Origin of the sequence: Chelatococcus sambhunathii (genome assembly GCF_001418005.1) — a bacterium.
Taxonomy (GTDB): Bacteria; Pseudomonadota; Alphaproteobacteria; order Rhizobiales; family Beijerinckiaceae; genus Chelatococcus_A; species Chelatococcus_A sambhunathii.
Genome location: NZ_LIOL01000008.1, coordinates 44434 through 67600 on the forward strand (window position 1 = coordinate 44434; position 23167 = coordinate 67600).

The window sequence follows — 23167 nt, forward strand, 5'->3', positions numbered from 1 at the left end:
CGTCCCATGAAACCCGTTCGCTTCGCGGCCGTCGGCCTCAACCACGATCACATCTACGGGCAGGTGAACTGCCTTCTGAGAGCCGGGGCCGAGCTTGCCGGCTACTTCGCCGAGGAAGACGACCTTGCGGCGGCCTTCGGCGCGCGCTATCCCGGCGCGCCGCAGCTCGACGACCGGCGCCGGGCGCTGGAGGACCCGTCGATCGACCTCATCGTCTCCGCGGCCATCCCCGATGAGCGGGCGGGGCTCGCCATCGCCGCCATGCGCGCCGGCAAGGACGTGATGCTCGACAAGCCGGGCATGGTGACGCTGAAGGAACTCGCCGAGGTCAAGGCGGTGCAGGCCGAGACCGGGCGCATCCTCTCCATCCTCTATTCCGAGCATTTCGAAAACCGCGCCACGGTGAAGGCGGGCGAGCTCGTCGCCGCCGGGGCCATCGGCAAGGTCGTCTCCGTCACCGGCTTCGGCCCGCACCGGCTGCGCGAGGCGACGCGCCCAGCCTGGTTCTTCGAGCGACGACGCTACGGCGGCATCCTCGTCGACATCGCCTCGCACCAGTGCGAGCAATTCCTGTTCTTTACCGGAGCCAAGACGGCGGAGGTGCTGTCGGCGAGCGTCGCCAACCGCGCCCATCCCGACCGGCCGGGCCTGCAGGACCATGGCGACATCCATCTCGCCACGACGGACGCCACCGGCTTCATTCGCGTCGACTGGTTCACGCCCGATGGCCTGCCCACCTGGGGTGACGGGCGTCTCTTCCTCACCGGAACGGACGGCACGATCGAGCTGCGCAAGTATATCGACATCGCCGGGCGGCCGGGCACCGATCACCTCTTCCTCACCGACCGCAAGGGCGTGACCTACATCGATTGCTCGCAGACAGCCCTGCCCTACGGGGATCAACTCGTGTCCGACATCCGCTACCGCACCGAGACGGCGATGCCGCAGGCACGCTGTTTCGCCGCGATGGAGATCGCCCTCAAGGCCCAGGCCCTCGCGGAGGCGCAATCATGACCAGGCGTTTCAATGTCGCTGTCGTCGGCTGCAACATCGGCCGCTCACACATCGTCGAGGGCTATCAGCCGCATGGCGACAAATACCGCGTTCTCGCCGTCTGCGACCTCGACGAAACGCGCCTTTCGTCCGTCGCCGAGGAATTCGAGGTGCCGCGGCGCTGCCGCGACTTCGATGAGCTCCTCGCCATGGACGACGTCGACATCATCGACATCTCGACGCCGCCGGCGACGCACCGGCCGATGGTTCTGAAGGCACTCGCCGCAGGCAAGCATGTCGTCTGCGAGAAGCCGCTTGTCGGCTCGCTTGCCGAGGTCGACGAGATCGTCGCGGCGGAGGCGAAGGCCAAAGGCCGGCTGATGCCGATCTTCCAGTACCGCTACGGCGACGGCGCCATGCAGGCCCGCCGCATCATCGACAGCGGCCTTGCCGGCAAGCCCTATGTCGGCACCTGCGAGACCCTGTGGAAGCGGGGGCCCGACTATTACGACAATCCCTGGCGGGGCCGCTGGGCGACCGAGCTCGGCGGGGTCCTGATGACTCACGCCATCCACATCCACGACCTCATGACCTTCCTCATGGGGCCGGTGGAGCGGCTGTTCGCCCGCACGGCGACGCGGGTCAACACCATCGAGGTGGAGGACTGCGTCTCCTCGAGTTGGCTGATGGCCTCGGGCGCCCTCGTCTCCGCGACCGCTACCCTCGGTTCGCACGAGGAGATCAGCCGGCTGCGGCTATCCTTCGAGAACGTTACCTTCGAGAGCACGCACGCGCCCTATTCGCCCGGCGACGGCCCCTGGCGCGTCATCCCGGCGAACGAGGCGGTCGGCCGGCAGATCGAGGAGCTCTTGGCCGGCTTCCCGCCTGTTGGCCGGCGATTCAACGGCCAGATGGAGGCCTTCTACCGGGCGCTTCTCGCCGGCGATCCGCCGCCGGTGACGAGCCTCGACGCGCGCCGGGCGCTCGAACTGGTGACGGCCTTCTACCATTCCGCCGCGACGGGCGAGGACGTTGCCCTGCCGCTCGATGCGGCGCATCCCAAATACCTGAGCTGGCGGCCCGCCGCCTGAACGGGAGGACGAGAACCATGGCGAGCAGCATCAATCTCGCGAAGATCGAGAAGAGGTTCGGTTCCGTCGAGGTCATCCACGGCATCGACCTTGCCATCGAGCCGGGCGAGTTCACGGTCTTCGTCGGCCCGTCCGGCTGCGGCAAGTCCACGCTTCTGCGCATGATCGCCGGGCTCGAGGACATCTCGGCGGGCGAGTTGAGCATCGACGGGGAGCGCGTCAACGAAGTGCCGGCCTCCAAGCGCGGCATCGCCATGGTGTTCCAGTCCTACGCGCTCTACCCGCACATGAACGTCTACAAGAACCTCGCCTTCGGCCTGCAGACGGCGGGCTATCCGAAGGCGGAGATCGAGGCGCGGGTGAAGAAGGCGGCCGACATCCTGCAGATCGGCCATCTCCTGCAGCGCCGGCCCAAGGCGCTCTCCGGCGGCCAGCGCCAGCGCGTCGCCATCGGCCGCGCCATCGTGCGCGAACCGAAGATCTTCCTCTTCGACGAGCCGCTGTCCAACCTCGACGCCGAACTCAGGGTGCAGATGCGTGTCGAGATCGCCAAGCTGCACCAGACGCTCGGCAGCACCATGATCTACGTGACGCACGACCAGGTGGAGGCCATGACCATGGCCGACAAGATCGTGGTGCTGCGCGACGGACGCATCATGCAGGTGGGCCGGCCGCTCGACCTCTACAACAACCCGGCCAACCAGTTCGTCGCCGGATTCATCGGCTCGCCCAAGATGAACTTCCTGAAGGCCCGTCTCGCCGACAGCGACCCTTCGCGCCGCACCATCGAGGTGGCCGGGCGCGCGCTCACCCTGGAGCGGCCGCTCGCGGCGCGGACGGGCGAGCCGCTCGTCTTCGGCCTCAGGCCCGAGCACGTGGAAGCGCGCGACAACGGCGCGAGCCTCGGTGAAGCCTCGGTGCAGCTCGTCGAGCATCTCGGCGGCTCGACGGTGGTCTACACCAGCACCGCCGACGGCCAGAGCGCGACGCTGTTGCTCGACGGCCAGCGCCACATCCGCGCCGGCGAGAGGCTGCCGCTCGGCTTCGACGTGGAGCGGGCGCATGTCTTCGGCGAGGACGGCCGCAGGGTCTGAGGCGCGGCGCCGCCTTCGGACGGAGGGGGAAGACTTCCTCCGCTGGCCTCAGAGCCCTGGTCCGGCGGCGGCCTCCATGTGCACGCCGCGCCCATCGAGGAACGCGGCGGCGATCAATTCGCGCGTATAGGCTTCGCGCGGATTATCGAAGATTGCCTCGATCGGGCCGCGTTCGACCACTTTGCCCGATTTCATCACCATGATCTCGTCGGAGAGCGCCCGCACCACGGCGAGGTCGTGGCTGATGAAGATATAGGCGAGGCCGTGCTTCTCCTGCAGGTGGCGAAGCAACTCCACGATGCTCTTCTGCACCGAACGGTCCAAGGCTGATGTGGGCTCGTCGAGCACGACGAGCGCCGGCTTGAGGATCATGGCGCGCGCGATGGCGATGCGCTGGCGCTGACCGCCCGAGAATTCGTGCGGGAAGCGGTGGCGGGTCGCCGGGTCGAGCCACACCTCCTCGAAGGCGGATGCGGCGCGGCGGTCACGCTCGGCGCGGGTCAGGCCCGGCTCGTGCACGAGGAGGCCCTCGGTGACGATCTCGCCCGCGGTCAGCCGCGGGGACAGGGAGCCGAAGGGGTCCTGGAAGACGAGCTGCATGTGCCGGCGCAGCGGCCGCATGGCGGCCCGGTCGAGCGGCATCAGCGCGCGGTCCTCGTAGCGCACGAGGCCTGCCGCCGGCATCAGGCGCAGCAGGGCGCGGCCGAGCGTCGACTTGCCGGAGCCCGATTCACCCACGACGCCGACGGTCTCGCCGCGGCGCACGGTGAGATCGACGCCGTCGACCGCGCGCAGGTCGTGCCGCCTGCGGCCGAACAGGCCCTCGTGCCTGGTGAAGACGACGCGCACGTCCTCGGCCGTAAGCACGGTCGGGCTGTCGGGCGGCGGCGGGGACTTGCGGCCGCTCGGCTCCGCCTCGATCAGCATGCGCGTATAGTCGTGCCGCGGCCGCTCGAAGAGCGTGCCGGTCGCGCCGCTCTCCACCACCTCGCCGCTCTTCATGACGTAGGTGCGGTCGGCGAAGCGCCGGACGATGCCGAGGTCATGGGTGATGAAGACGATGGCCATGCCGAGCCGCGTCTTGAGCTCGGACAGGAGCTCGAGGATGCGCGCCTGCACGGTGACGTCGAGCGCCGTCGTCGGCTCGTCGGCGATGAGGATGTCGGGATCGTTGGCAAGCGCCATGGCGATCATCACGCGCTGGCGCTGGCCACCGGACAGTTCGTGCGGATAGGCGGCAAGGCGCCGCTCCGGATCAGGGATGTGCACGAGGTCGAGCAGCTCGACGGCGCGCCGACGGGCCGCCGTGCGGGAGAGCCCGGCGTGGCGCATCAGCGGCTCCGCGATCTGCTCGCCGATGCGGTAGAGCGGGTCGAGCGAGGTCATCGGCTCCTGGAAGATCATGGTGATCTTGCGCCCGCGGTAGCGGTTGAGCGCGCGCGCCGGCAGGCCGAGGATCTCCTCGCCGCGGTAGCGGACGGAGCCGTCGGCGCGGCCGTTGCGGGCAAGAAGGCCCATGACCGCCATCATGGTCTGGCTCTTGCCGGAGCCGGATTCGCCGACAATGGCCACCGTCTCGCCGGCGTCGACGTCGAGGTCGATGCCCTTCACGGCCTCGACCGCACCACTCTCGGTCTCGAAGCGGACGCTGAGCCCGCGGATGCTGAGCACGGTATCGGCCATCAGCGGTCCCTCGGGTCGAGCGCGTCGCGCAGGCCATCGCCGATGAAGTTGAGGGCGAAGAGCGTGGCGACGAAGAAGATGGACGGGAAGATGATGAGATAAGGCGCGCTCTGGATGTTGGCCGCGCCTTCCGAGATGAGCACGCCCCAGCTCGTCAGCGGCGCCTGCACGCCGAGGCCGAGGAAGGAGAGGAAGCTCTCGAGCAGGATGATCTTGGGCACCATCAGCGTCACGAAGACGACGACGGGGCCGAGGAGGTTCGGCACGATGTGGCGCCTCAGGATGCCGCCCGTGCCGACGCCGAGGGCCTCCGCTGCCTGCACGAACTCGCGGCGCTTCAGCGCCAGCGTCTGGCCACGCACGATGCGCGCCATGTCGAGCCATTCGACGGCGCCGATGGCGACGAAGATGAGCACGAAGTCACGGCCGAAATAGACGACGAGCAGGATGACGAAGAAGACGAAGGGCAGGGAATAGAGCACATCGACGAAGCGCATCATGAGATTGTCGACGCGCCCGCCGGCAAAGCCCGCGATGGCGCCGTAGGCGACGCCGATGACGAGGCTGACGAAGGTGGCGAGCAGGCCGACGAGCAGGGAGATGCGGCCACCGACCATGATGCGCGTCATCAGGTCCCGGCCGCTGCGGTCGGTCCCCATCAGGAAGAGCTGGCGGTTGACGCGGCCCGCGACGACGAGCGTGCGCCCCTCGTCCAGCGTCTCGACCACGCGCGGATCGGCAAATTCGTCGAGCCGTTCGATGTAGCGCGTGTTGCGCGGGTCGATCGGCCGGTCAGAGCGCAGCGTGACGCGGAAGCTGTCGCCGTCGACAGAGAAGTCGGCCATGGCGAGGCGGGCCCGCTCCAGCGCCTCGCCCATGGCGCCGGCGAGCGCCGATTCCTTCGGATAAAGCTCGAGGCTCGGCGGCATCGCGACATAGGAACGGTAGACGCGGTCGTAGGGATGCGGCGACAGCCAGGGGCCCGCGACGCAGAAGAGGGTGATGAGGGCAAGGACGATGCTGCCCGCGACGGCCGCGCGGTTGCGCAGGAGGCGCCGCATGGCGAGCGCCAAGAGGCTGTGGCCGGCGGGGGCGGGTTTCGCCGCGGCGGCATCGGTGGCGAGCGTACCGTCAGTCATAGCGCACCCGCGGGTCGAGCGCCGCATAGGCGAGGTCGACGAGGAGGTTGAAGACGACGACGAAGCCGGCCAGCGTCACGACCGTGCCCATGACGAGGGTGTAGTCCCGGTTGAGCGCGCCCTCGACGAAATAGGCGCCGATGCCGGGAATGGCGAAGATCTTCTCGATGACCACCGAGCCGGTGACGAGGGCGGCGGCCGCCGGCCCGAGATAGGAGATCACCGGCAAGAGCGCCCCCTTGAGGGCGTGGCGGATGATGACATGGCCGGGCAGGCCGCTCGCCCTGAGCGTACGGATGTGGTCGGCGCGCAAGGCCTCGATCATGGATGAGCGAGTGAGCCGTGCGATCACCGCCATCTGCGGCAGGGCGAGCGCCACCGTCGGCATCAGCCGGTGGGCGAGGCCGCCGTCGCCCCAGCCGCCGATGGGCAGCAGCCCGAGCATGAGGCCGAAGACGAGCTGCAGGACGGGGGCGACGACGAAATTGGGCACCGTGACGCCGACCGTCGCCACGGTCATGACGGAATAGTCCGCGGCGCTGTTCTGACGCAGGGCGGCGAAGACGCCGGCCGCGACGCCGCCGAAGATCGCCAGGGCGAGGGCGCTGAGGCCGAGCGTGACGGAATAGGGCAGGGCGCGGCGCAGCATCTCGCCGACCGTGAAGTCGATCGCGACATAGCTCGGGCCGAAGTCGCCGCGCACCAGCTTGCCGAGATAGTCGAGGTACTGGACGTGGAGCGGCTGGTCGAGGCTGTAGGCGCGCCGCAGGTTGTCGAGCACCTGCGGGGCGAGCGGCTGCTCGAGGTCGAAGGGGCCGCCTGGGGCGAAGCGCACCAGGAAGAACGCGACGGTGACGATGACGAAAAGCGTGGGGGCGGCACTGAGGAGGCGGCGCAGGGTGTAGGTGAGCATGAAGTCTCCGCAGCGAACGGCGGCCCCGGCGGGGCCGCCCGGGATTCATCAACGCTCGATGCTGATGTAGCGGCTGCGATGCACGTTGCGCACATTATCGGCCCAGCCCTTCACCTTGTCGGAGACGAGGTGGAGCGACGTGCGGTTGAGGATGGGGATGAGACCCATCTCGGCGAGCAGGATGGCCTCGGCCTCGGCCATGATCTTCGCCCGCTCCGCGGGATCGAGCGTCGCGTCGGAGGTCTTCACGAGCTCGTCGAACTTCGCGTTGCTGAACTGCGAATAGTTGCCGACGGCATTGCCGGTGACGCCGAGATAGAGGAAGTTCTGCGCATCGGCATAGTCGCCGACCCAGCCGGCGCGCGCGACATCGAAGTCGCCCCTGTTCTGCAGATGGGCGTAATGCGTCTTGATGTCGGTGTTGAGCAGCGTGACCTCGGCGCCGAACACCTGCTTCCACATGTCGGCGATGGCGGTCGCCACCTTCTTGTGTGCGTCGTTGGTGTTGTAGCGGATCTCGATCTTGAGCGGCTTGCCGCCCGGGCCGTAGCCGGCCTCCTCGATCAGCTTCTTGGCCTCGTCCTCGCGGTCGAGCTGCGACAGCGCGGCGAATTCGGCCTCGGCCGGCGTGTAGCCGTTGATGCCCGGCGGCACGAGGCTGTAGGCGGGCACGGCGGCCCCGCTCCAGATCTTGTCGGCGAGGAAGTCGCGGTCGATGGCCATGGCGAGGGCGCGGCGCACGCGCGGGTCGCTGAACGGCTCCTTCTTGTTGTTGATGGCGTAATATTCGATGGCGAGATAGGGCGAGGTCTTCACCTGGCCGCCCAGCTTCTCCTTGAGGAAGGGCAACTGGTCGATGGGGAACTGGTAGTTGGTGTCGAGCTCGCGGGCCATGAAGCGGCGCACCGCGGCGGCGTTGTCCTCGGTCGGGTAGAACATGACCACGTCGACCTTGACATTGGCCGCATCCCAGTAGTGCGGGTTCTTGACCACCTTGATGTGGTCGCCCGGCACGTTCTCGGCGAGGCTGTAGGCGCCGTTGGAGACGAAGTTGCCCGGCCGCACGAAGTCCTTGCCGAATTTCTCGACGCTCGCCTGATGCATCGGCAGCGCCGTCTGGTGCGTGAGCAATTCGAGGAAATAGGGCGTCGGCCGCTCGAGCGCGATCTCGAGCGTCAGGTCGTCGACGGCCTTCACGCCGAGTTCCTCGGGCTTCATCTCGTACTTGTTGATCTTCTCGGCGTTCCTGATGGGGTAGTGCAGCGAAGCGTATTTCGCCGCCGTCTGCGGATCCATGATGCGGCGGAAGGAGAAGACGAAGTCGGAGGCCTTGACGGGATCGCCGTTCGACCACTTGCCGTCGGCGCGCAGCTTGAAGGTGTAGACCGTCCCATCCTGCGACATGGTCCAGCTCTCGGCCGCGCCGGGGACTACCTTGCCGGCCGCGTCATAGGCGACAAGACCCTCAAGCAGATCCCACAGGATATTGGCCTCGACGTCGATCGAGGTCTGGTGCGCGTCGAGCGTCTTCGGGTCGCCGGCATTGCCGCGGTGATAGACGGTCTCGGCCTGCGCCAGGGTCGTGAGCGCGAACAGCGCAGCGACGGCGCAGAGGAACGGTCGAATACGGCTCACAACTGCCTCCCGCTTCTGGATTGCGCCGGCATTTGAATTAAAGTTGAGCGAGTCCAAGTCTTTCCGGCGCGTCGACTTTGCCGGGCGAAGGAAAGCACTCGCCTTTCACGCCGTCAATCACACTCGCGGACGCGAAGTGCATGGGGCGGTACCGAAATAGCGGCCGGAGCAGGCGCTCAGTTAGGTACGGCGCGTGGGCCGCCGTCGGGATCGGTGGCCTCGGGCTCCTGCGAGATTGGGGCAGTCGTCGGGTCGAGGATGTCGAAAGGCCGCTCGGCGCGCACGGCCGGGGGCGGTCGCGAGGCGATGCGTATCCGGGCCACGGCAGCGAGCAGGAGAGCGACCGATGCCATGAAATACAGGAGGCCGTCGATATCGAGCCGCGCCATCACGCCCGAGCCGATCATCGGGCCGAGGGCCGAGCCGAAGCCGCTGACGAGCACCAGCCGGCCGCTGACCGCCACCACGCGGTCGGCGGGCATGCGGTCGAGCGCGTGGGCGACGCTGACCGGATAGAGGGTCGACATGAAGCCGCCAAGCAGCGCCGCGACCGGCAGGACCGCGGCCGGGTTGGGCGGTAGCACCGCGAGCAGCAGGGCCGAAACCGCAAAGCCCACCGCAAGGCCGGCGAGGACCAGGCGGCGGTCATTGCGGTCGGACAGGCGTCCCACGGGCACCTGCAGCGCAAGCCCGCCGAGCACGGCCACCAGCATGAAGACGGCGATGGTGTCCTGCGTGATGCCGTCGCGCAGCATCCAGGCCGGCACCAGGGCATAGAAGGCGCTGGTGATCATGCCGCCGATGACGCAGCCCGTTACGGCAACCGGCGCCTGGCGGGTGAGATCGCCGTAGGGCAGCGTCGCCTCCGGCATGATCCCGGGCGCTTCCGCCCGCGTCAGCGTGACCATGACGAGCGCGAGGGCGAAGAGCACGATGATGACGTAGAACGGGGCGGCGGACTGGATCGTCAATTGCCCGATCAGCAGCTGCCCGATGGCGAGGGCCGTGAAGGTGCCGACCATGTAGACCGAGAAGACGCGGCCGCGCTGGCTCGCCTCCGCCTTGGCGTTGAGCCAGCTCTCGGTGGTGATGAAGAGGCCGACGCAGCCGAGGCCGATGGCGGCCCGGCAGGCGATCCAGACGGTGGGCGAGACGGCGAGTGGCATGGCGGCCGTCGCGGCCACGACCATGCCGGCGAAGGCCGCATAGGCGCGGATGTGGCCGATGCGCCGGATCAGCCGTCCCGACCAGACGGCGCCGGCGGTGAAGCCGATGAAATAGGCGCTGAGGACGACGCCGGTGTTTGTCGGGCCGAAATCCTCCATGGTCAGGCGCAGCGAGAGGAAGGTATTGAAGAAGCCGTTGGCCAGCTGAACAAGGCTCGTCGCAGCAATGAGCGTTCCGATCTGCACGAGCATCGGCCGGCCTCCTCGGTCTGGTCGTGGTGGAAGATCCCTACGGGCGAAAAGTGGAGTGAATGCGTCCCTGAAACCGCTGCTCCGCCATCGGGTTCCGAAACCGCCGCATTCAGTTGCCCGGAGACGTCAGAGCGCAACCGCCGCATGCGGGGGACGCACACAGCCCGCACCGGCGACGCGGGTCCGCCCTGTGGCGGGCGTAGTTCGCCAGCCGGTGCGTGGCCCAGGCATCGGTGCGCCGAAGCCACTGGAGCCTCATGAACCGTCCGCAGCGGCGTACCGCGACCTCGGGTGCGACACCGACGCCCTCGCCGGCGGCCACCATGTGGCAAATGCCGTTGAAGTGCGACGCTGCGGCACGGGACCGCGATGCTCGCAAGGCTAATCCGTTGGCGAGATTGGGTTCACGGTGCGCTTCACGTATCTTTCCGCGTGAAGGTCATGTGCGTCACGCCGCTGGGCGAGGAAGTGGCTTCGATCTGGTAATCGCTCTCGAGGCCCTCCAGTCCGTCCCAGAGACGTACGCCCCGGCCGAGCAGGATCGGGACCACCGCGATATGCGCATGGTCGACGAGCCGCGCGGCCAGGAAGTCTCGAACGACGATCGATCCGCCGCCGATACGCACGTCCCTGCCGCTGGCCGCCTCGCGGGCGAGCTTCAGCGCTTCGGCCGGCGGGGCATCGATGAAATGGAAGGTCGTGCCGCCTCCCATCGCGATCGACGGGCGCGGGTGATGGGTGAGGACGAAGACCGGCGTGTGAAACGGCGGGTTCGACCCCCACCAGCCCGTCCACTCCGGGTTCCCTTGCCAGCCGGGAGGACCGAACTTCCCGGCACCCATGATCTCGGCGCCGATGCCGGCATAGAACTGCCGCGCGAAGGCGTCGTCGACGCCGCCGGTGCCGCCGGGCGGCAAGCCGAACATCTCGCGGCCCCACCGGGTGGCGAACATCCATTCGTGCAGCCGCTCGCCGGCGTGGCCGAACGGCTTGTCACGGCTCAGGCCTTCGCCGGCGCCGAAACCATCGAGCGAGACGGAGAAGTTCTGAACGCGGGCGAGCGACATGGCTGGTGCTCCTCTTCATCGGGTACCCGGCGCCTCGGCGAGGCCGTTTCGCCGCCACCGCCCGGGCTCACGATGCGCGGGCTTCGTCCGCCAGCTTCCTGCGCCGCGCCAGTTCCGCGTCGGATGGCGCGTCGGCGACGAACGATCCCGGTTTCACCTCCCCCGCCGGCCGGTAGGTGTTGATCACCACGCCGGTCGATGAGGTCGTCGTGTCGGCGAGCGCGAGCGCCCGTGCCGGGAGGCCGTCCTCGAACAGGCGCTTTCCGCGCCCCAGGATAAGCGGAAAGATCCAGACGCGGTATTCGTCGATCAGCCCGGCGGTCGTCAGCGTCTGCAACAGATCGCTGCTGCCCCAGGTCTGGACGTCCGGGCCGTCGCCCGATTTCAGCCGCGTGATCTCGGCTGCCACGTCGCCGCCGATGCGGATGGAACCGGCCCAGTCGAGATGGTCGAGGCTGCGCGTGGCGACGTATTTGGTCGCCGCGTTGAAACGGTTGGCGATCGGGTTGTCACCGGCGTGCGGCCAGTAGGCGGCGAAGATCTCGTAGGTCCGGCGCCCCAGAAGAAGGTCGAAGGGCTCGGCCATGCTGTCGATGATGCGCTTGTTCATCATGTCGTCCCAATAGGGCACGAGCCATCCGCCAAGAGCGAAGCCGCCCGTGGTATCCTCTTCCGGGCCCCCCGGAGCCTGCATGACGCCGTCGAGTGACACATAGGCGGTTGCGATGATCCTTCTCATGTCGGTTGCTCCTGCTGGTGTTCACTGCCGGACCCGCGAGGCGGAGGCCGTGGGGGAGCCGCATGTTCGGCCTAACGGCCTGCCGTCATGCGGGGGTATTCGAGCTGCATGGCGACCACGTCGGCGGTGGCGCCTCCGTAGCGCGCGGCGATCGCGTCGAGCGTCCGGTCGAGCGCATGGGCCGGCCGCTCGGCCGGCAGGGGCAGGATGCGCCGGGTTTCCGGCCAGTCATCGGCAAGGCTTTCCGGGATGAGCCGAAGGCCGCTGCGGGTCTCGATCGCATCCGCCGAAGCGGCGAAGCTCGTGACGTGCGACCGGTAGGTGCGCGACCAGGCATCGGCCATCAGCGCCAGCGACACCTCGTCCACGCCCGCCTCGAGGCGGAGGCCGAACTCGTCCCGGTTCCAGAAGGCGATCCTGTTCGCGAGCACGGTCACCGCGAAGGGGCGCGTGAGCCTGAACGCGCCGCTCGCGTGCCGGGCATCCCAAGCCCCGATGCCGAGGTCGCGGGCCACTGCCTCTGCCTTGGTCCGGCCAGCGATCGCCTCGATCAGCGTCAGCATCATCGGCATGGAGGCGCTGATGCCCGTGGTGGTCGTGACGGCCTCATCGCTCACCATGCGCCGGTCGGCGACATGGGTGGTCGTCGGGCTCCATCGCAGCATTTCGCGCAGATAATACCAGTGGGTCGTCGCGCGCCTGCCATCGAGCAGGCCGGCAGCAGCGACGACCTTGGCACCGGCGCAGATGCCGATGATCCGCGCCTTCTTGGCCGCTTGGGACGTAAGCCAGGCGAGCACGGCCGGGTCGTCGTCGCGGCTCATGGCGGGCACGATGACATAGTCCGCCCCTTCGGGATGCGCGGCGTCGAATTGCGCGAGCGTCGCATCGGGGACGACCCGGAGGGCCGGATAGAGCGTCACCGGCCCCGGGCCGGTTGCGAGCATCATCACATCGGCGACACCGGCGCGCCGCAGGATTCCCGAGGGCACCAGATAGTCGGTCGTCTCCGTGGCGTTGTTGAGGGCGATGACGGCGATGAGCGGACGCGCGCGTTTCACGGGTTTCAGTGCAGCGAGCATGGCTTCCGCCTCCTCCCGTGGGACCGGCGGCGCCGCGACAGCTGCCGGTGCTGCCGGCAGGCTGAGGATCCAGCCTCCGAAACCTGCGAGGCAGAGGATGAGGACCACCATAACGCCTGACAAGAGGTGGACCTTCGACATGCGCAGCTGCTCCGGCATCGAGCGCCTCCCAGCGCTTCCCGAGCAACACTAGATGTCGTCGGTTCTGGCAAGAATGACAAATAACCGCTAATTTCTGCCAATGCATCACGTGGCCTTCGTGGTCTATCCCGGTTTCGAACTGCTCGATCCCTCGGGGCCGGCATCCGTGTTCACCGGCGCCAATCGTGCTCTCGGTCAGAACGGGAGGTCCGCGTTCTACCGAGTCACGCTGCTGTCGGCCGCAGGCGGGGCCGTGGAGAGCAGCAGCGGGGTCGCGGTCGAGACGCGGTCCATTACCGATGTGCGCCCTGGGGACCTCCAGACCGTGCTGGTCGTCGGCGCGGAACGGGAGCACCTCCTGCCGGCGGTGGCGGACCCGGTGTTGCGGGCCGCTCTGCCGCCACTCGTCCGGCAGGCCGAGCGCTTCGGCTCCGTCTGCACCGGCGGCTTCGTGCTGGCGGCGCTCGGCCTCTTCGACGGCCATCGCGTCGCGACCCACTGGGATGCATGCCGACGGTTTGCCGACGCCTTTTCGAAGGTCGCGGTGGATTCGGACGCGCTCTATGTCGTCGACGGGCGGCTCTGGACCTCGGCCGGGGTGACGACCGGCATCGACATGGCGCTGGCGATGATCGCGCACGACCTCGACGCAACGATCGCCGGCGAGGTCGCGAAGCGGCTCATCCTCTATGCCCGCCGCCCCGGCTACCAGTCCCAGTTCAGCCCCGTCCTCAAGGCGCAGGTCAAGGGCGACAGCCCGTTCGCGGACCTCATCGGATGGATTCAGGCCAACCTCGATGCTCCGCTCGATGTGCCATCGCTCGCCGCCCGCGCTGGCATGACCGAGCGCACCTTCCACCGCCGGTTCGTGGCCGCGACGGGCGAGACGCCCGCCCGTTTCGTGGAGACCGCGCGGCTCGATGCGGCGCGCATGCTGTTGTCGCGGGGGCTCTCGCTGAAAGCGGTCGCGGCGCAGGTCGGCCTCTTTCCGCCCGCGCGGCTCACGGAAGCCTTCGAGCGCCGTTTCGGTGTCGCGCCGCGACTCTTTCGCGCCATGCATGCCGTGCTGTAAGGCTCGCAGGTGGCAGGCCGGCTTTGTGCCGGCGCAGCTGCGCGCGATCCTTCGAGCAGGCGACCAGGCACGGAGTGATGGCTGCCTTCCTCCGGCGGGCCGATCCGTCACTTCCAGCCGAAGACCTGGATGAGGGCCGGGGTGATGATGACGACGAAGAGCACCGGCAGGAAGAAGAGGATCATCGGCACGGTGAGCTTGGGCGGCAAGGCCGCCGCCTTCTTCTCGGCCTCGTTCATGCGCTGGTCGCGGCTCTCCTGCGCGAGTACGCGCAGGGCTTGGCCGAGCGAGGTGCCGTAGCGCTCGGCCTGGATGAGCGCGGTCGCGACGTTCTTGACGATGTCGAGGCCCGTGCGGGTGCCGAGATTCTCGAAGGCGGCGCGCCGGTCCGGCAGGTAGGAGAGTTCCGCCGTGGCAAGCGTCAGCTCCTCGGCGAGCGGCACGGACTGGGGACCGATCTCCTGGGCCACCTTGCGGAAGGCCTGCTCGATCGACATGCCGGATTCGACGCAGATCAGCAGCAGGTCGAGTGCGTCCGGCCAAGCCCGGCGGATCGAAGTCTGCCGCTTCTGGATGGCGTTGGAGACGAAGAGCTCCGGCAGCTTGATGCCGGCATAGGCGGCGAAGATGACGATGCCGAGCCGGATGGCGAGCGGCTGATGCAGCTTGAGGAGCACGAAGACGTAGAAGGCCGTGACGAGGCACAGGCCGATGGGCAGCACCATGCGGAAGAACAGGAAGGCAATTTCCGCCTGCTGGCCGCGGTAGCCGGCCATTGTCAGGCGTGCCCGGGCCGTGTCGGTGCCGAGCCAGTGGCCGAGGTTGAACCGGTCGACCACCTGCTTCATGTAGGCCTTGGGCTGCTGGCGCAGGGAAGCGCGCTGCTGGCCCATCATGCGCTCGCGCTCGCGGGCGCGGATCTTGTCCCGTTCCAGTGCCACCGCCTTCATGCGCTTGTCGAGCGCGTTGCGCTCGACAAGCGGCAGGGCGAGCGTCAGCACCGTACCGGCGGCGGCGATGGCCGCAAGGAGCGCCAGCATGAACTGACTGTCGAGCAGCCGGTCGGTGAGGGCCTCGACGATCGCCACCCGTGCCTCCTCAGAAGTCGAAGTCGATCATGTTGCGCATCACGATGATCCCGACCAGCATCCAGCCGCCCGAGACGGCGAGGGCGATCTTGCCCGTGTCCTTGAGCCACAGAAGTTCGATGTAGCTGGGGCTCGTGATGTAGACGAGGATGGCGACGACGAAGGGCAGCGAGGCGATGATGCCGGCGGAGGCCTTGGCTTCCATGCTCATCGCCTGGATCTTGCCCTTCATCTTCTTGCGCTCGCGCAGAACGCGCGAGAGGTTGCCGAGCGCCTCCGACAGGTTCCCGCCCGCTTTCTGCTGGATGGCGATGACGATGGCGAAGAAATTCGCTTCGGGAATGGGCATGCGCTCGGGCAGTCGCGCGCAGGCGTCCGTCACGGAGAGGCCGAGCGCCTGCGCCTCGACGATGGCGCGGAACTCGGAGCGCACCGGCTCGGCCGCCTCCGAGGCGATGATCTTCAGGCAGTCGCCGAGTGGCAGGCCGGCGCGCACGCCGCGCACCACGACGTCGAGGGCGTTCGGCAGTTCCTCGACGAAGCGTTTCATCCGCTTGCCGCGCAGGTGGGCGAGCAGCCAGCGCGGCAGGCCGAGGGCGCCGACGAAGAGGCCGGCGAGTGCCATGGCGGGCCGATGCGTCATGAGGAAGAGGAGGAGCGCCGTGGCAAGGCCGAGCCCGGCGCTGACGAGAAAGAAGCGCGGCTTCGTCCAGGCAAGGCCGGCCTGGGTGATGCGCGTCTCGAGGGAGAGCCTGTTGCGCCGCTTCTCGCGGGCCTCGATCTCCTTGAGGCTCTGCGCCACCTGTTCGCGCTTGCTGGCGGTGGCCGCGTTGAGCCGCTCGGCGGCGCGCTGGGCGGAGGTGCCGACGAGCGCCTTCTGCCGTGCCTCGGCCCGCTTCTCGCCCGACAGCCAGGGATAGACGAGGACGTAGGCGACACCGCCGACCGCCACCGTCACCAGCGCCGCGACGGCGAGGTTCGCGGGGGCGAAGGAACCGAAGAGGGTCAGCAGCATCTCGTCCATGGTGCGGCCTTCACGCGATGGCTTCGCCGCCCGTGCGCTCCATGGCATCGAGCGCGGCGGCAAGGCGGTGGTCCTCGCCGAAATAGCGCGCCCGCTCCCAGAAGCGCGGCCGTCCGATGCCCGTCGACCGGTGCTGGCCGAGGAGGCGCCCGTTCGCGTCCTCGCCGGTGATGTCGTAAGTCATGATGTCCTGTGTGATGATCACATCACCCTCCATACCCATGATCTCGGTGATGTGGGTGATGCGGCGCGAGCCGTCGCGCAGGCGCGCGGCCTGAATGATGACGTCGACCGAGGCGCAGATCATCTCGCGGATGGTGCGCGAGGGCAGCGCGAAGCCGCCCATGGTGATCATGGATTCGAGGCGCGACAGCGCCTCGCGTGGCGAATTGGCATGGAGCGTGCCCATGGAGCCGTCGTGGCCAGTGTTCATGGCCTGCAGTAGGTCGAAGGCTTCCGCGCCGCGCACCTCGCCGACGATGATGCGCTCGGGGCGCATGCGCAGGCAGTTGCGCACGAGGTCACGCATCGTCACCTGGCCCTGGCCCTCGAGGTTGGGAGGGCGCGTCTCCAGGCGCACCACATGCGGCTGCTGCAGTTGCAGCTCGGCCGCATCCTCGCAGGTTATGATGCGCTCGTCGTGGTCGATGTAGCGGGTGAGGCAGTTGAGCAGGGTCGTCTTGCCCGAACCCGTGCCGCCCGAGATGATGGTGTTGCAGCGGACGCGGCCGATTATGCGCAGCACCTCGGCGCCCTCCTGCGAGACGGAGCCGTAGGTCACCAACTGGTCGAGCGTCAGCTTGTCCTTCTTGAACTTGCGGATGGTGAGCGCTGGCCCGTCGATGGCGAGCGGCGGCACGATGACGTTGACGCGCGAGCCATCCGGCAGGCGCGCGTCGCAGATGGGGGACGCCTCGTCCACGCGCCGGCCGACCTGACTGACGATGCGCTGGCAGATGTTCATCAGTTGCTGGTTGTCACGGAAGCGCACGTTGGAGCGCTGGATCTTGCCGGCGACCTCGATGTAGGTGTGGCCCGCGCCATTGACCATAATGTCGGCAATGTCGTCACGGGCGAGCAGCGGCTCGAGCGGGCCGTAACCGAGCACGTCGTTGCAGATGTCGTCGAGCAGTTCCTCCTGCTCGGCGATCGACATGACGACGTTCTTGAGGGCGATGATTTCGGTGACGATGTCGCGAATCTCGTCGTGCGCCGTCTCTGTGTCGAGCTTGACGAGCTGCGACAGATCGATCGCTTCGATGAGGGCGCCGAAGATCATGCTCTTCGTCTGGTAATATTCCTCCGAGTGGCGCTTTTCCGGCCGCGGCGGCTCGGGCTGCGGGGTCGATGGCGCCGGCGCGGCGCGTGGCGGCGGATCGACCCGTGCCGGCGCGGCGGCCGGAGTGGGCCGCGCCGGCTGGAAGGCCGGTGCCGCCCCGCCGAGGGGGCCGTTCTGGCTCGTCCGCTTGCCGAACATGTCGCGTCCCGTTTCTGTGCCGCCGCTATGATTTGCGCCGGGCGAGCCGGGCGATGATAGGCGTCAGGAAGGCACTAGCCCGCCCCCGCCGCTGCTCGGCCCGCCCGGTGATGGCTGCGGCGAGCTCGTCGAAGACGGCGGGCACCTTGCCGGAGGGCTGCACCTCCGACAGCATCTGCCCGCCGTTTGCCGCCGTTCCGAAAAGCTGCGCATCGAAGGGAATGGTGGCGGCGAGCTCGGCGTCGAACGCCTTCAGGAAGTCGGCAGCCGTGATCTCCGGCCGCTTGGGCACGCCGACACGGTTGAGCACGAGGCGCGGCTTGCGGTCGTTCGGGCGCGTCTGACGCAGGAGGTCGGCGAGATTCTTGGCGTTGCGCAGGTTGGCGAGGTCCGGTTCGACGACGATGACGATCTCGTCGGCGGCGATCAGCACCCGGCGCAGCCAGGCCGTCCAGACGTGCGGCATGTCGAGGACGATGGCCGGGATCGAGGCGCGCAACACGTCGAGAAGCTGGTCGAAGGCGCTTTCGTTGAGGTCACAGGTGCGGTCGAGCACGGCCGGGGCGGCCAGCAGGCTGAGATTGTCGCTGCAGCGCGACAGCAGGCGGTCGACGAGATTGGCGTCGACCCGGTCCGGCGAGAACACGGCCTCGGCGATGCCCTGCGGCGGGTCCTGGTTGAAGTCGAGGCCGGCGGTGCCGAAGGCGATGTCGAGATCGGCGATGACGGTGGCCAGATGCGCCGACCGGGCGATGGACCAGCCGAGGTTGTGCGCCACGGTGGAGGCGCCGACGCCGCCTTTGGCGCCGATGACCGCGATGGTGCGTCCCAGCGGCTCGGCCCCGGGCGTCGCGAACAGATCCGAAATGGCGGCGATTGTGTCGACGACGGAGAGCGGGGCGATGAGATAGTCGCTGACGCCGCGGCGCACGAGCTCGCGATAGAGCTGAACGTCGTTGACATGGCCGACGACGAGCACCCGGGTGCCGACGTCACAGACCTCCGACAGACTGTCGAGATGGGTGAGGATCGCCTCGCGGTCGCTGTTCGTCTCGAGGATGATGACGTTGGGCGTAGGGGCGTGGCGGAAGGCCTCGACCGCCGCCGAGGCGCCGCCCATGGCGAGCTTGGTTTGGGCGCGGGCGAGGCGCCGGTCGGCAGCGACGATCTCCATTACCGCGGCGACGGCCGGCGTCTCGCAGAAGGCCTCGATGGTGACGCGCGGCACCGGCGCGATCAGGCGCTCTCCGGTCTCGTTGCGCGCAGGGTCATGGGCGCTCGCCATCAGTTGCCTCCGGCCGCGTCGCTGATCTGGGTGGCGTCGATGGTGTATTTCGTCGAGGGATCCTGCCCCTGGCGCAGCTTCTCGTTGGCGTTGAGCCGCTTGACAGTGTCGACACGCCCCTCGGGCCGCGACCGGGCAAGGTCGAGCGGATCGGCGACCTGCGCCGCGAAATTGGCCTGGTAGGCGCAGCCGAGATTCCAGTAGGGCCGATTCTTCCAGCCGTCGACGCTGCTGCCGCTGGCGAGGTCCTCAGGCCACTCGCCGCACTTGCTGTCGACGCGGGCGCCCAGCTTGGCATAGCTCAGACGGATGGGCGCCGCGAGCATCGGCTCGGTCGGATTGTAGCGCGCCACGGTCAGGGCGGAGGCCGGTACGCCAGCCTCGGAAAAGACCTGCCGAACCGCCTGCAGCGCCCCGTGGAGGGCGCGTTCCTGTCCGGTGCCGGCCGGCATGTAGGCGGTGACGAGGCTCTTGCCGTGGCGGCGGTATTCGGCCGCGTAGGCGAGGATATCGGCGCGCTGGCGGGCATCGATGCCGCGGGCCGATGTCACGAAGACGTCCAGTGTCTCCGGCGCGTCGACAAGGGTGATCGGGTGACGCTCGCGGAAGTCGGCCGGATAGGTCGCGTTGGTCACGTAGCGGTCGGCTCCGCAGGCGGCGAAGGGCAGGGCGAGGAGCGCCGCGGCAAGACGAGGGAGGGCTGTGGAGCGGGTGCGGGGCATGGCGGCGTCTCCGCGCGAGTGGCTGGTCCCGTCAGTCATTGATGAAACCGAAGATACCGCGCGCCACGGCGGGCTGCGGAGCGTTGCTGCCCTTGCCGTAAACGCGGTTGAGGCGTCCGAGGAAGACCGTCTGCGGATCCATGGCGTCGGCAAAGCCGGCGTCAGGCCGGGTAACGGCATTGGCGCTCATGGGCTTGGCGATATAGGGCGTGACGGCAATCATCAGCTCGCTCTCGTCGCGCTGGTAGTCGCGCGAGCGGAAGAGCGTGCCGAGGATCGGGATGTTGAGCAGGCCCGGGAAGCCGTTGATGGCCTGGCGCGACTTCTGCTGGATGAGGCCGGCCGTGACGAGCGTGCCGCCGGAAGGCAGTTCGACCGTGGTCTCCGACCGGCGCACGGTGAAGCCGGGGATGATGAGGGTGTTGCTGCGGTAAGTGTTCTGGTTGTCGATCTCCGACACCTCGGTCGCGACGCGCAGGCTCATGCGTGCTTCCGACTGCACGACCGGCGTGAAGGTGAGGGCGACGCCGAACTTCTTGAAGGTCACCGTCGTCGTGCAGTTGCTGCCGTTCGGACCCTGGCAGTCGTAGCCGGTCGGGATCGGCACCTCGCCGCCGACGAGAAAGGTCGCCGTTTCGCCCGAAACGGCGGTGAGCGTCGGCTCGGCGAGGGTGCGGGCGACGCCGGCCTGCTCGAGGGCGCGCAAGGTCGCGGAATTGCCGCCGCCGCTGACGCCGATACTGCTCGCCGGCGATTCATTGCCGAGACCGAAGGCGTTGGTGACGGCCCCGGTCAATGTCATGTCGCCGAGCCGCCATTCACCGGTCGTGTCGATGCCGAGCTGCTTGACGACGTTGCGCTTGATCTCCGCCACGGTGACGCGGAGCATGACCTGATCCTTGCCCCGGATCGTGAGCGCGTTGATGACTCGGCTCGGGGAGCCGCCCGCTCCTTGGCCGCCACTTCCATTGGCGCCGCCGGTGTCGCCGAGGAAGGCACCGGCGATATCGCTCGCTTGCTGGGCCTCGCCCGCATTGGCGACGGAGCCGACGAGGAGCACGGATTCGCCCGCCGGCTTCACCTCGATCTGGGCATGCGGCATGGCCGTGCGCAAGGTCTGACGCAGGATGTTGAGGTCCCGGCCCACTGTGATCTCGAAGGCCGCGATCTGCCGGCCGGCGGCGTCCATGACAAAGATGGAGGTGGCGCCGTCGGCGACGCCGATGAGGAAGACCTTGCGTGTCGAGCGCACCACGGCATTGGCGATCTTGGGGTCGGCGACAAAGACCTCCTTGGCGTCGCGCGGCAGATCGACCACGATCGAACGGCCGATGGAGAGGTCGATGCGGCGGGCGATGGCATGCTCGTCGCCGCCAACAGCGAGCGTGGGGGCGGCCATCGTTCCCTGCGGGGAAGCCGCCGCCGGCAGGGCGAGTGCCGCGGCGGCGAGGCCGGCGAGCAGGAGAAGCCGCAGGCTCCTCCGCTCGGCGGTTCCGGTGGCTTGCGGCCCGGGCGCCGCCGGCTGTGCTGTCTTGTGCATCGGGGCTGCCATGGCTCAGCGTCTCGGGGTCTGCACCGGCACGCCGAAGCGCACGATGGTGAGCGGGCCATCGTCGCCGCGGGTGATCGCGCCGGTATCGTTGGCATCGGCGAGGGAGCGCAGGGCGAGCGAGATCTGCCCCACCTTCTGGGCGAGCGTCAGGACTTCCGCCTGGGCGGGATCGACCTCAAGCGTCGCCGTCTCGCCGGTGACGACCTTTTCCCCGTCCTTCTCCTGCACGGTCTGGCCGATGGCGAGCACGCGGATGTTGGTGAGGACGGTCTCGGCCACCGTCACGTCGACGCCCTGTTGCTTCGAGGCCTCCTCGTCGCGCCAGGTGCGGATGACGTCGACATGGTCGTTGGGCAGGATGAAGCCACCGGCGGAGGAGGCGCCGCGGTTGTCGATGCTGATGGCGATGGCGCGCTTGCCGGTGGGCAGGATGGCTGACATGAAGCCCGAGCCGTCGGCCTTGATCAGTCGCTCGTGTCGGACGGGCTCGCCCGCCAGGATGGCGGTGCGTGCGATCGCGCCGGAGATGTCCTCCATGGCGCCGGGGCTTGCCGCGCGGGTGATGGCGCCCTTTGGTACGCCATCCTCCGGCCAGGCCTGCCAGCGCAGGTCCGCCGCCTTGAGGCCGTTGCCCATGGGTACGTCGACGGCGGCGACGAGCACTTCTTCAATCTTCTGCGCCGGGGCGGTCGCGACGGGAGCCGGCGCGGGCGGCGGCTTGCGGCCTGCAGCGAGATAGGCTGCGGCCACGCCCGCGACGAGCGCGACGCCGAGGATGACGAGACGGGCTGGTTTCATGTCGATCAGAGACCCGGACGAGGGTCACTCCCCCATTGTCGCGAATCTGATCAGCCAATCGTCAAATTATGGTTAACAGAACGTATGTCCGACCGCTCGAATGGTGCGCGTGGGTGGATCCCTCAACGGGCTATGAGCGCTGCCTGCCAGATGTCCGTGTGCGGATAGACGAAAAGCGCGGCGCCGGCGAGGGCGACGCCATAGGGAATGCCGCGGTTGGCGGCATGCAGGCGCTGCGCCCAGCCCCAGCCGAGGGCGAAGGCCGGCAGCGGCGTTCTGCGCAGCTTCAGGAACACGAGGGTGAGAAGGCCGCCGAGGACTGAGGTGACGATGAGATAAGGCACCAGGTGGCCGAAGCCAAACCAGAGCGCGGTCGCCGCCGCGAGCTTGGCATCGCCCCCGCCGATCCAACCTGCAGCGAAGAGGGCGAAGGTGATCCCCAGAACGAGACCGCCCGCCACCAGATGCCAGCCGATCACCGGCAGCGGCAGGCTGGCGGCGAAGGCGACGAGGAAGAAACCGGCGACAAGCGCGAGGCTGACCTTGTTCGAGATCGTCATCGTCGCAATGTCGCTCGCGGCCGCGAAGGCCATGAGCGCAGGAAAGAGCGTAAGGATGGCGATGTCGATCATGGCTGCGACTCCAAGGGATGTTTGATCTGTATCCAGACATCCGGAGCTTCAAATAGGGATAACGGCCCCGCATAGGGCCGTTATCCTACAAAGCGCAAATTTTAATTTGCCGCCTTCTGCAATTCTCCGCTGACCTTGCCGAAGATGCTGCCGAGATCCGTTCCGAGCGTAGTAAGCGCGGTAATGATGGCAACGGCTACTAAAGCGGCAATCAGACCGTATTCGATGGCGGTGGCGCCGGACTCGTCGCTGACAAAACGGGAAAACAGCATCTTCATGGATGAACTCCTGCTATCACTGCTGCACTGTCCGCCGGTTGTTTTCGCTGCACCGCTCGGAACTGGCGTCGACGTTATCGCCTGCTTCTTTCGGCAAAGTTAAAGTGATCAGAGAAAGTGGCACATGCTGACGACTTGCGCAACATAGTTAAACGTAGGTTATTACAATTGTCGACAAATAGTAACTGTCCCGTCCGGAGGAGGGGCGGCGGGGATGCCCAATCTGGTCCTGCGCCGGGTTTGT

21 protein-coding genes are annotated in these 23167 nt (G+C 68.0%); 4 read left to right on the plus strand and 17 right to left on the minus strand.

The window, feature by feature from the left end; genetic code table 11:
- Window positions 1-6: 6 nt before the first annotated feature.
- From ASC46_RS15140 to ASC46_RS15150, 3 genes are read left to right on the plus strand one after another with little or no spacing between them, the layout of a single operon-like run.
- Window positions 7-1014: a Gfo/Idh/MocA family protein gene (locus ASC46_RS15140; RefSeq protein ID WP_055460144.1), complete on the plus strand. Its 1008-nt coding sequence runs from the start codon at window positions 7-9 to the stop codon at window positions 1012-1014.
- The gene (locus ASC46_RS15145) at window positions 1011-2084 is read left to right on the plus strand and encodes a Gfo/Idh/MocA family protein (protein WP_055460145.1); all 1074 of its coding nucleotides are present in this window, start codon (window positions 1011-1013) and stop codon (window positions 2082-2084) included. Before ASC46_RS15140 ends, ASC46_RS15145 begins: the two co-directional genes overlap by 4 nt.
- A gap of 17 nt (window positions 2085-2101) precedes the next feature.
- The gene (locus ASC46_RS15150; RefSeq protein WP_055460146.1) at window positions 2102-3178 is read left to right on the plus strand and encodes an ABC transporter ATP-binding protein; all 1077 of its coding nucleotides are present in this window, start codon (window positions 2102-2104) and stop codon (window positions 3176-3178) included.
- Window positions 3179-3226: 48 nt separating this feature from the next.
- On the opposite strand, the gene ASC46_RS15155 is transcribed toward ASC46_RS15150, so the two are convergent.
- The 8 genes from ASC46_RS15155 to ASC46_RS15190 all read right to left on the minus strand — a co-directional run bounded on the left by ASC46_RS15155 (window position 3227) and on the right by ASC46_RS15190 (window position 12995).
- Window positions 3227-4861 (minus strand): ABC transporter ATP-binding protein, encoded by a 1635-nt coding sequence (locus ASC46_RS15155; protein WP_055460147.1) that lies wholly within the window; start codon window positions 4859-4861, stop codon window positions 3227-3229.
- Window positions 4861-6000: an ABC transporter permease gene (locus tag ASC46_RS15160; protein ID WP_055460148.1), complete on the minus strand. Its 1140-nt coding sequence runs from the start codon at window positions 5998-6000 to the stop codon at window positions 4861-4863. Before ASC46_RS15160 ends, ASC46_RS15155 begins: the two co-directional genes overlap by 1 nt.
- Window positions 5993-6913: an ABC transporter permease gene (locus ASC46_RS15165; protein WP_055460149.1), complete on the minus strand. Its 921-nt coding sequence runs from the start codon at window positions 6911-6913 to the stop codon at window positions 5993-5995. Before ASC46_RS15165 ends, ASC46_RS15160 begins: the two co-directional genes overlap by 8 nt.
- A 48-nt stretch (window positions 6914-6961) precedes the next feature.
- Window positions 6962-8548 (minus strand): peptide ABC transporter substrate-binding protein, encoded by a 1587-nt coding sequence (locus ASC46_RS15170; RefSeq protein ID WP_245280576.1) that lies wholly within the window; start codon window positions 8546-8548, stop codon window positions 6962-6964.
- Window positions 8549-8724: 176 nt separating this feature from the next.
- On the minus strand, window positions 8725-9966 hold the full coding sequence (locus ASC46_RS15175; protein WP_055460150.1) for an MFS transporter: 1242 nt from the start codon (window positions 9964-9966) through the stop codon (window positions 8725-8727).
- A gap of 416 nt (window positions 9967-10382) precedes the next feature.
- A complete protein-coding gene (locus ASC46_RS15180; RefSeq protein ID WP_055460151.1) occupies window positions 10383-11033 on the minus strand; it encodes a dihydrofolate reductase family protein in 651 nt (216 codons plus the stop codon).
- Window positions 11034-11100: 67 nt separating this feature from the next.
- The gene (locus ASC46_RS15185; RefSeq protein ID WP_055460152.1) at window positions 11101-11772 is read right to left on the minus strand and encodes a dihydrofolate reductase family protein; all 672 of its coding nucleotides are present in this window, start codon (window positions 11770-11772) and stop codon (window positions 11101-11103) included.
- A 71-nt stretch (window positions 11773-11843) separates the two neighbouring features.
- Window positions 11844-12995, minus strand: coding sequence for a DJ-1/PfpI family protein (locus ASC46_RS15190; RefSeq protein ID WP_055460257.1), 1152 nt, complete (start codon window positions 12993-12995; stop codon window positions 11844-11846).
- A gap of 118 nt (window positions 12996-13113) precedes the next feature.
- Between ASC46_RS15190 and ASC46_RS15195 the strand changes: the two genes are divergently transcribed.
- Complete coding sequence (locus ASC46_RS15195) at window positions 13114-14067, plus strand: GlxA family transcriptional regulator (RefSeq protein ID WP_245280577.1); 954 nt, start codon at window positions 13114-13116, stop codon at window positions 14065-14067.
- Between the two features lie 107 nt (window positions 14068-14174).
- Here the strand turns inward: ASC46_RS15195 and ASC46_RS15200 are convergent, their stop codons facing one another.
- The 9 genes from ASC46_RS15200 to ASC46_RS20915 form a co-directional block, all read right to left on the minus strand.
- Window positions 14175-15149, minus strand: coding sequence for a type II secretion system F family protein (locus ASC46_RS15200; RefSeq protein WP_245280586.1), 975 nt, complete (start codon window positions 15147-15149; stop codon window positions 14175-14177).
- A 16-nt stretch (window positions 15150-15165) separates the two neighbouring features.
- A complete protein-coding gene (locus ASC46_RS15205) occupies window positions 15166-16170 on the minus strand; it encodes a type II secretion system F family protein (protein WP_055460259.1) in 1005 nt (334 codons plus the stop codon).
- Between the two features lie 19 nt (window positions 16171-16189).
- A complete protein-coding gene (locus ASC46_RS15210; protein ID WP_055460154.1) occupies window positions 16190-17656 on the minus strand; it encodes a TadA family conjugal transfer-associated ATPase in 1467 nt (488 codons plus the stop codon).
- 25 nt (window positions 17657-17681) lie between these two features.
- The gene (locus tag ASC46_RS15215; protein ID WP_055460155.1) at window positions 17682-18941 is read right to left on the minus strand and encodes a CpaE/TadZ family protein; all 1260 of its coding nucleotides are present in this window, start codon (window positions 18939-18941) and stop codon (window positions 17682-17684) included.
- The gene (locus tag ASC46_RS15220) at window positions 18941-19663 is read right to left on the minus strand and encodes a CpaD family pilus assembly protein (RefSeq protein ID WP_055460156.1); all 723 of its coding nucleotides are present in this window, start codon (window positions 19661-19663) and stop codon (window positions 18941-18943) included. Before ASC46_RS15220 ends, ASC46_RS15215 begins: the two co-directional genes overlap by 1 nt.
- A gap of 31 nt (window positions 19664-19694) precedes the next feature.
- Entirely contained in the window at window positions 19695-21203 is a 1509-nt protein-coding gene (locus ASC46_RS15225) for a type II and III secretion system protein family protein (RefSeq protein ID WP_082464866.1), read from the minus strand.
- Between the two features lie 15 nt (window positions 21204-21218).
- Complete coding sequence (cpaB, locus tag ASC46_RS15230) at window positions 21219-22013, minus strand: Flp pilus assembly protein CpaB (RefSeq protein ID WP_055460158.1); 795 nt, start codon at window positions 22011-22013, stop codon at window positions 21219-21221.
- A 122-nt stretch (window positions 22014-22135) separates the two neighbouring features.
- A complete protein-coding gene (locus tag ASC46_RS15235; RefSeq protein ID WP_055460159.1) occupies window positions 22136-22645 on the minus strand; it encodes an A24 family peptidase in 510 nt (169 codons plus the stop codon).
- A 101-nt stretch (window positions 22646-22746) separates the two neighbouring features.
- A complete protein-coding gene (locus ASC46_RS20915) occupies window positions 22747-22923 on the minus strand; it encodes a Flp family type IVb pilin (RefSeq protein WP_063189812.1) in 177 nt (58 codons plus the stop codon).
- Between the last annotated feature and the right edge of the window lie 244 nt (window positions 22924-23167).

What these genes read in the sequence shown, in the direction of transcription:
- ASC46_RS15140 (WP_055460144.1), top strand. Translation starts at nt 7, where the DNA reads ATGAAACCCGTTCGCTTCGCGGCCGTCGGCCTCAACCACGATCACATC.
- ASC46_RS15165 (WP_055460149.1), bottom strand. Translation starts at nt 6,913, where the DNA reads ATGCTCACCTACACCCTGCGCCGCCTCCTCAGTGCCGCCCCCACGCTT.
- ASC46_RS15205 (WP_055460259.1), bottom strand. Translation starts at nt 16,170, where the DNA reads ATGCTGCTGACCCTCTTCGGTTCCTTCGCCCCCGCGAACCTCGCCGTC.
- ASC46_RS15175 (WP_055460150.1), bottom strand. Translation starts at nt 9,966, where the DNA reads ATGCTCGTGCAGATCGGAACGCTCATTGCTGCGACGAGCCTTGTTCAG.
- cpaB (WP_055460158.1), bottom strand. Translation starts at nt 22,013, where the DNA reads ATGAAACCAGCCCGTCTCGTCATCCTCGGCGTCGCGCTCGTCGCGGGC.
- ASC46_RS15220 (WP_055460156.1), bottom strand. Translation starts at nt 19,663, where the DNA reads ATGCCCCGCACCCGCTCCACAGCCCTCCCTCGTCTTGCCGCGGCGCTC.
- ASC46_RS15150 (WP_055460146.1), top strand. Translation starts at nt 2,102, where the DNA reads ATGGCGAGCAGCATCAATCTCGCGAAGATCGAGAAGAGGTTCGGTTCC.
- ASC46_RS15160 (WP_055460148.1), bottom strand. Translation starts at nt 6,000, where the DNA reads ATGACTGACGGTACGCTCGCCACCGATGCCGCCGCGGCGAAACCCGCC.
- ASC46_RS15180 (WP_055460151.1), bottom strand. Translation starts at nt 11,033, where the DNA reads ATGTCGCTCGCCCGCGTTCAGAACTTCTCCGTCTCGCTCGATGGTTTC.
- ASC46_RS15185 (WP_055460152.1), bottom strand. Translation starts at nt 11,772, where the DNA reads ATGAGAAGGATCATCGCAACCGCCTATGTGTCACTCGACGGCGTCATG.
- ASC46_RS15225 (WP_082464866.1), bottom strand. Translation starts at nt 21,203, where the DNA reads ATGCACAAGACAGCACAGCCGGCGGCGCCCGGGCCGCAAGCCACCGGA.
- ASC46_RS15215 (WP_055460155.1), bottom strand. Translation starts at nt 18,941, where the DNA reads ATGGCGAGCGCCCATGACCCTGCGCGCAACGAGACCGGAGAGCGCCTG.
- ASC46_RS20915 (WP_063189812.1), bottom strand. Translation starts at nt 22,923, where the DNA reads ATGAAGATGCTGTTTTCCCGTTTTGTCAGCGACGAGTCCGGCGCCACC.
- ASC46_RS15145 (WP_055460145.1), top strand. Translation starts at nt 1,011, where the DNA reads ATGACCAGGCGTTTCAATGTCGCTGTCGTCGGCTGCAACATCGGCCGC.
- ASC46_RS15210 (WP_055460154.1), bottom strand. Translation starts at nt 17,656, where the DNA reads ATGTTCGGCAAGCGGACGAGCCAGAACGGCCCCCTCGGCGGGGCGGCA.
- ASC46_RS15155 (WP_055460147.1), bottom strand. Translation starts at nt 4,861, where the DNA reads ATGGCCGATACCGTGCTCAGCATCCGCGGGCTCAGCGTCCGCTTCGAG.
- ASC46_RS15190 (WP_055460257.1), bottom strand. Translation starts at nt 12,995, where the DNA reads ATGTCGAAGGTCCACCTCTTGTCAGGCGTTATGGTGGTCCTCATCCTC.
- ASC46_RS15235 (WP_055460159.1), bottom strand. Translation starts at nt 22,645, where the DNA reads ATGATCGACATCGCCATCCTTACGCTCTTTCCTGCGCTCATGGCCTTC.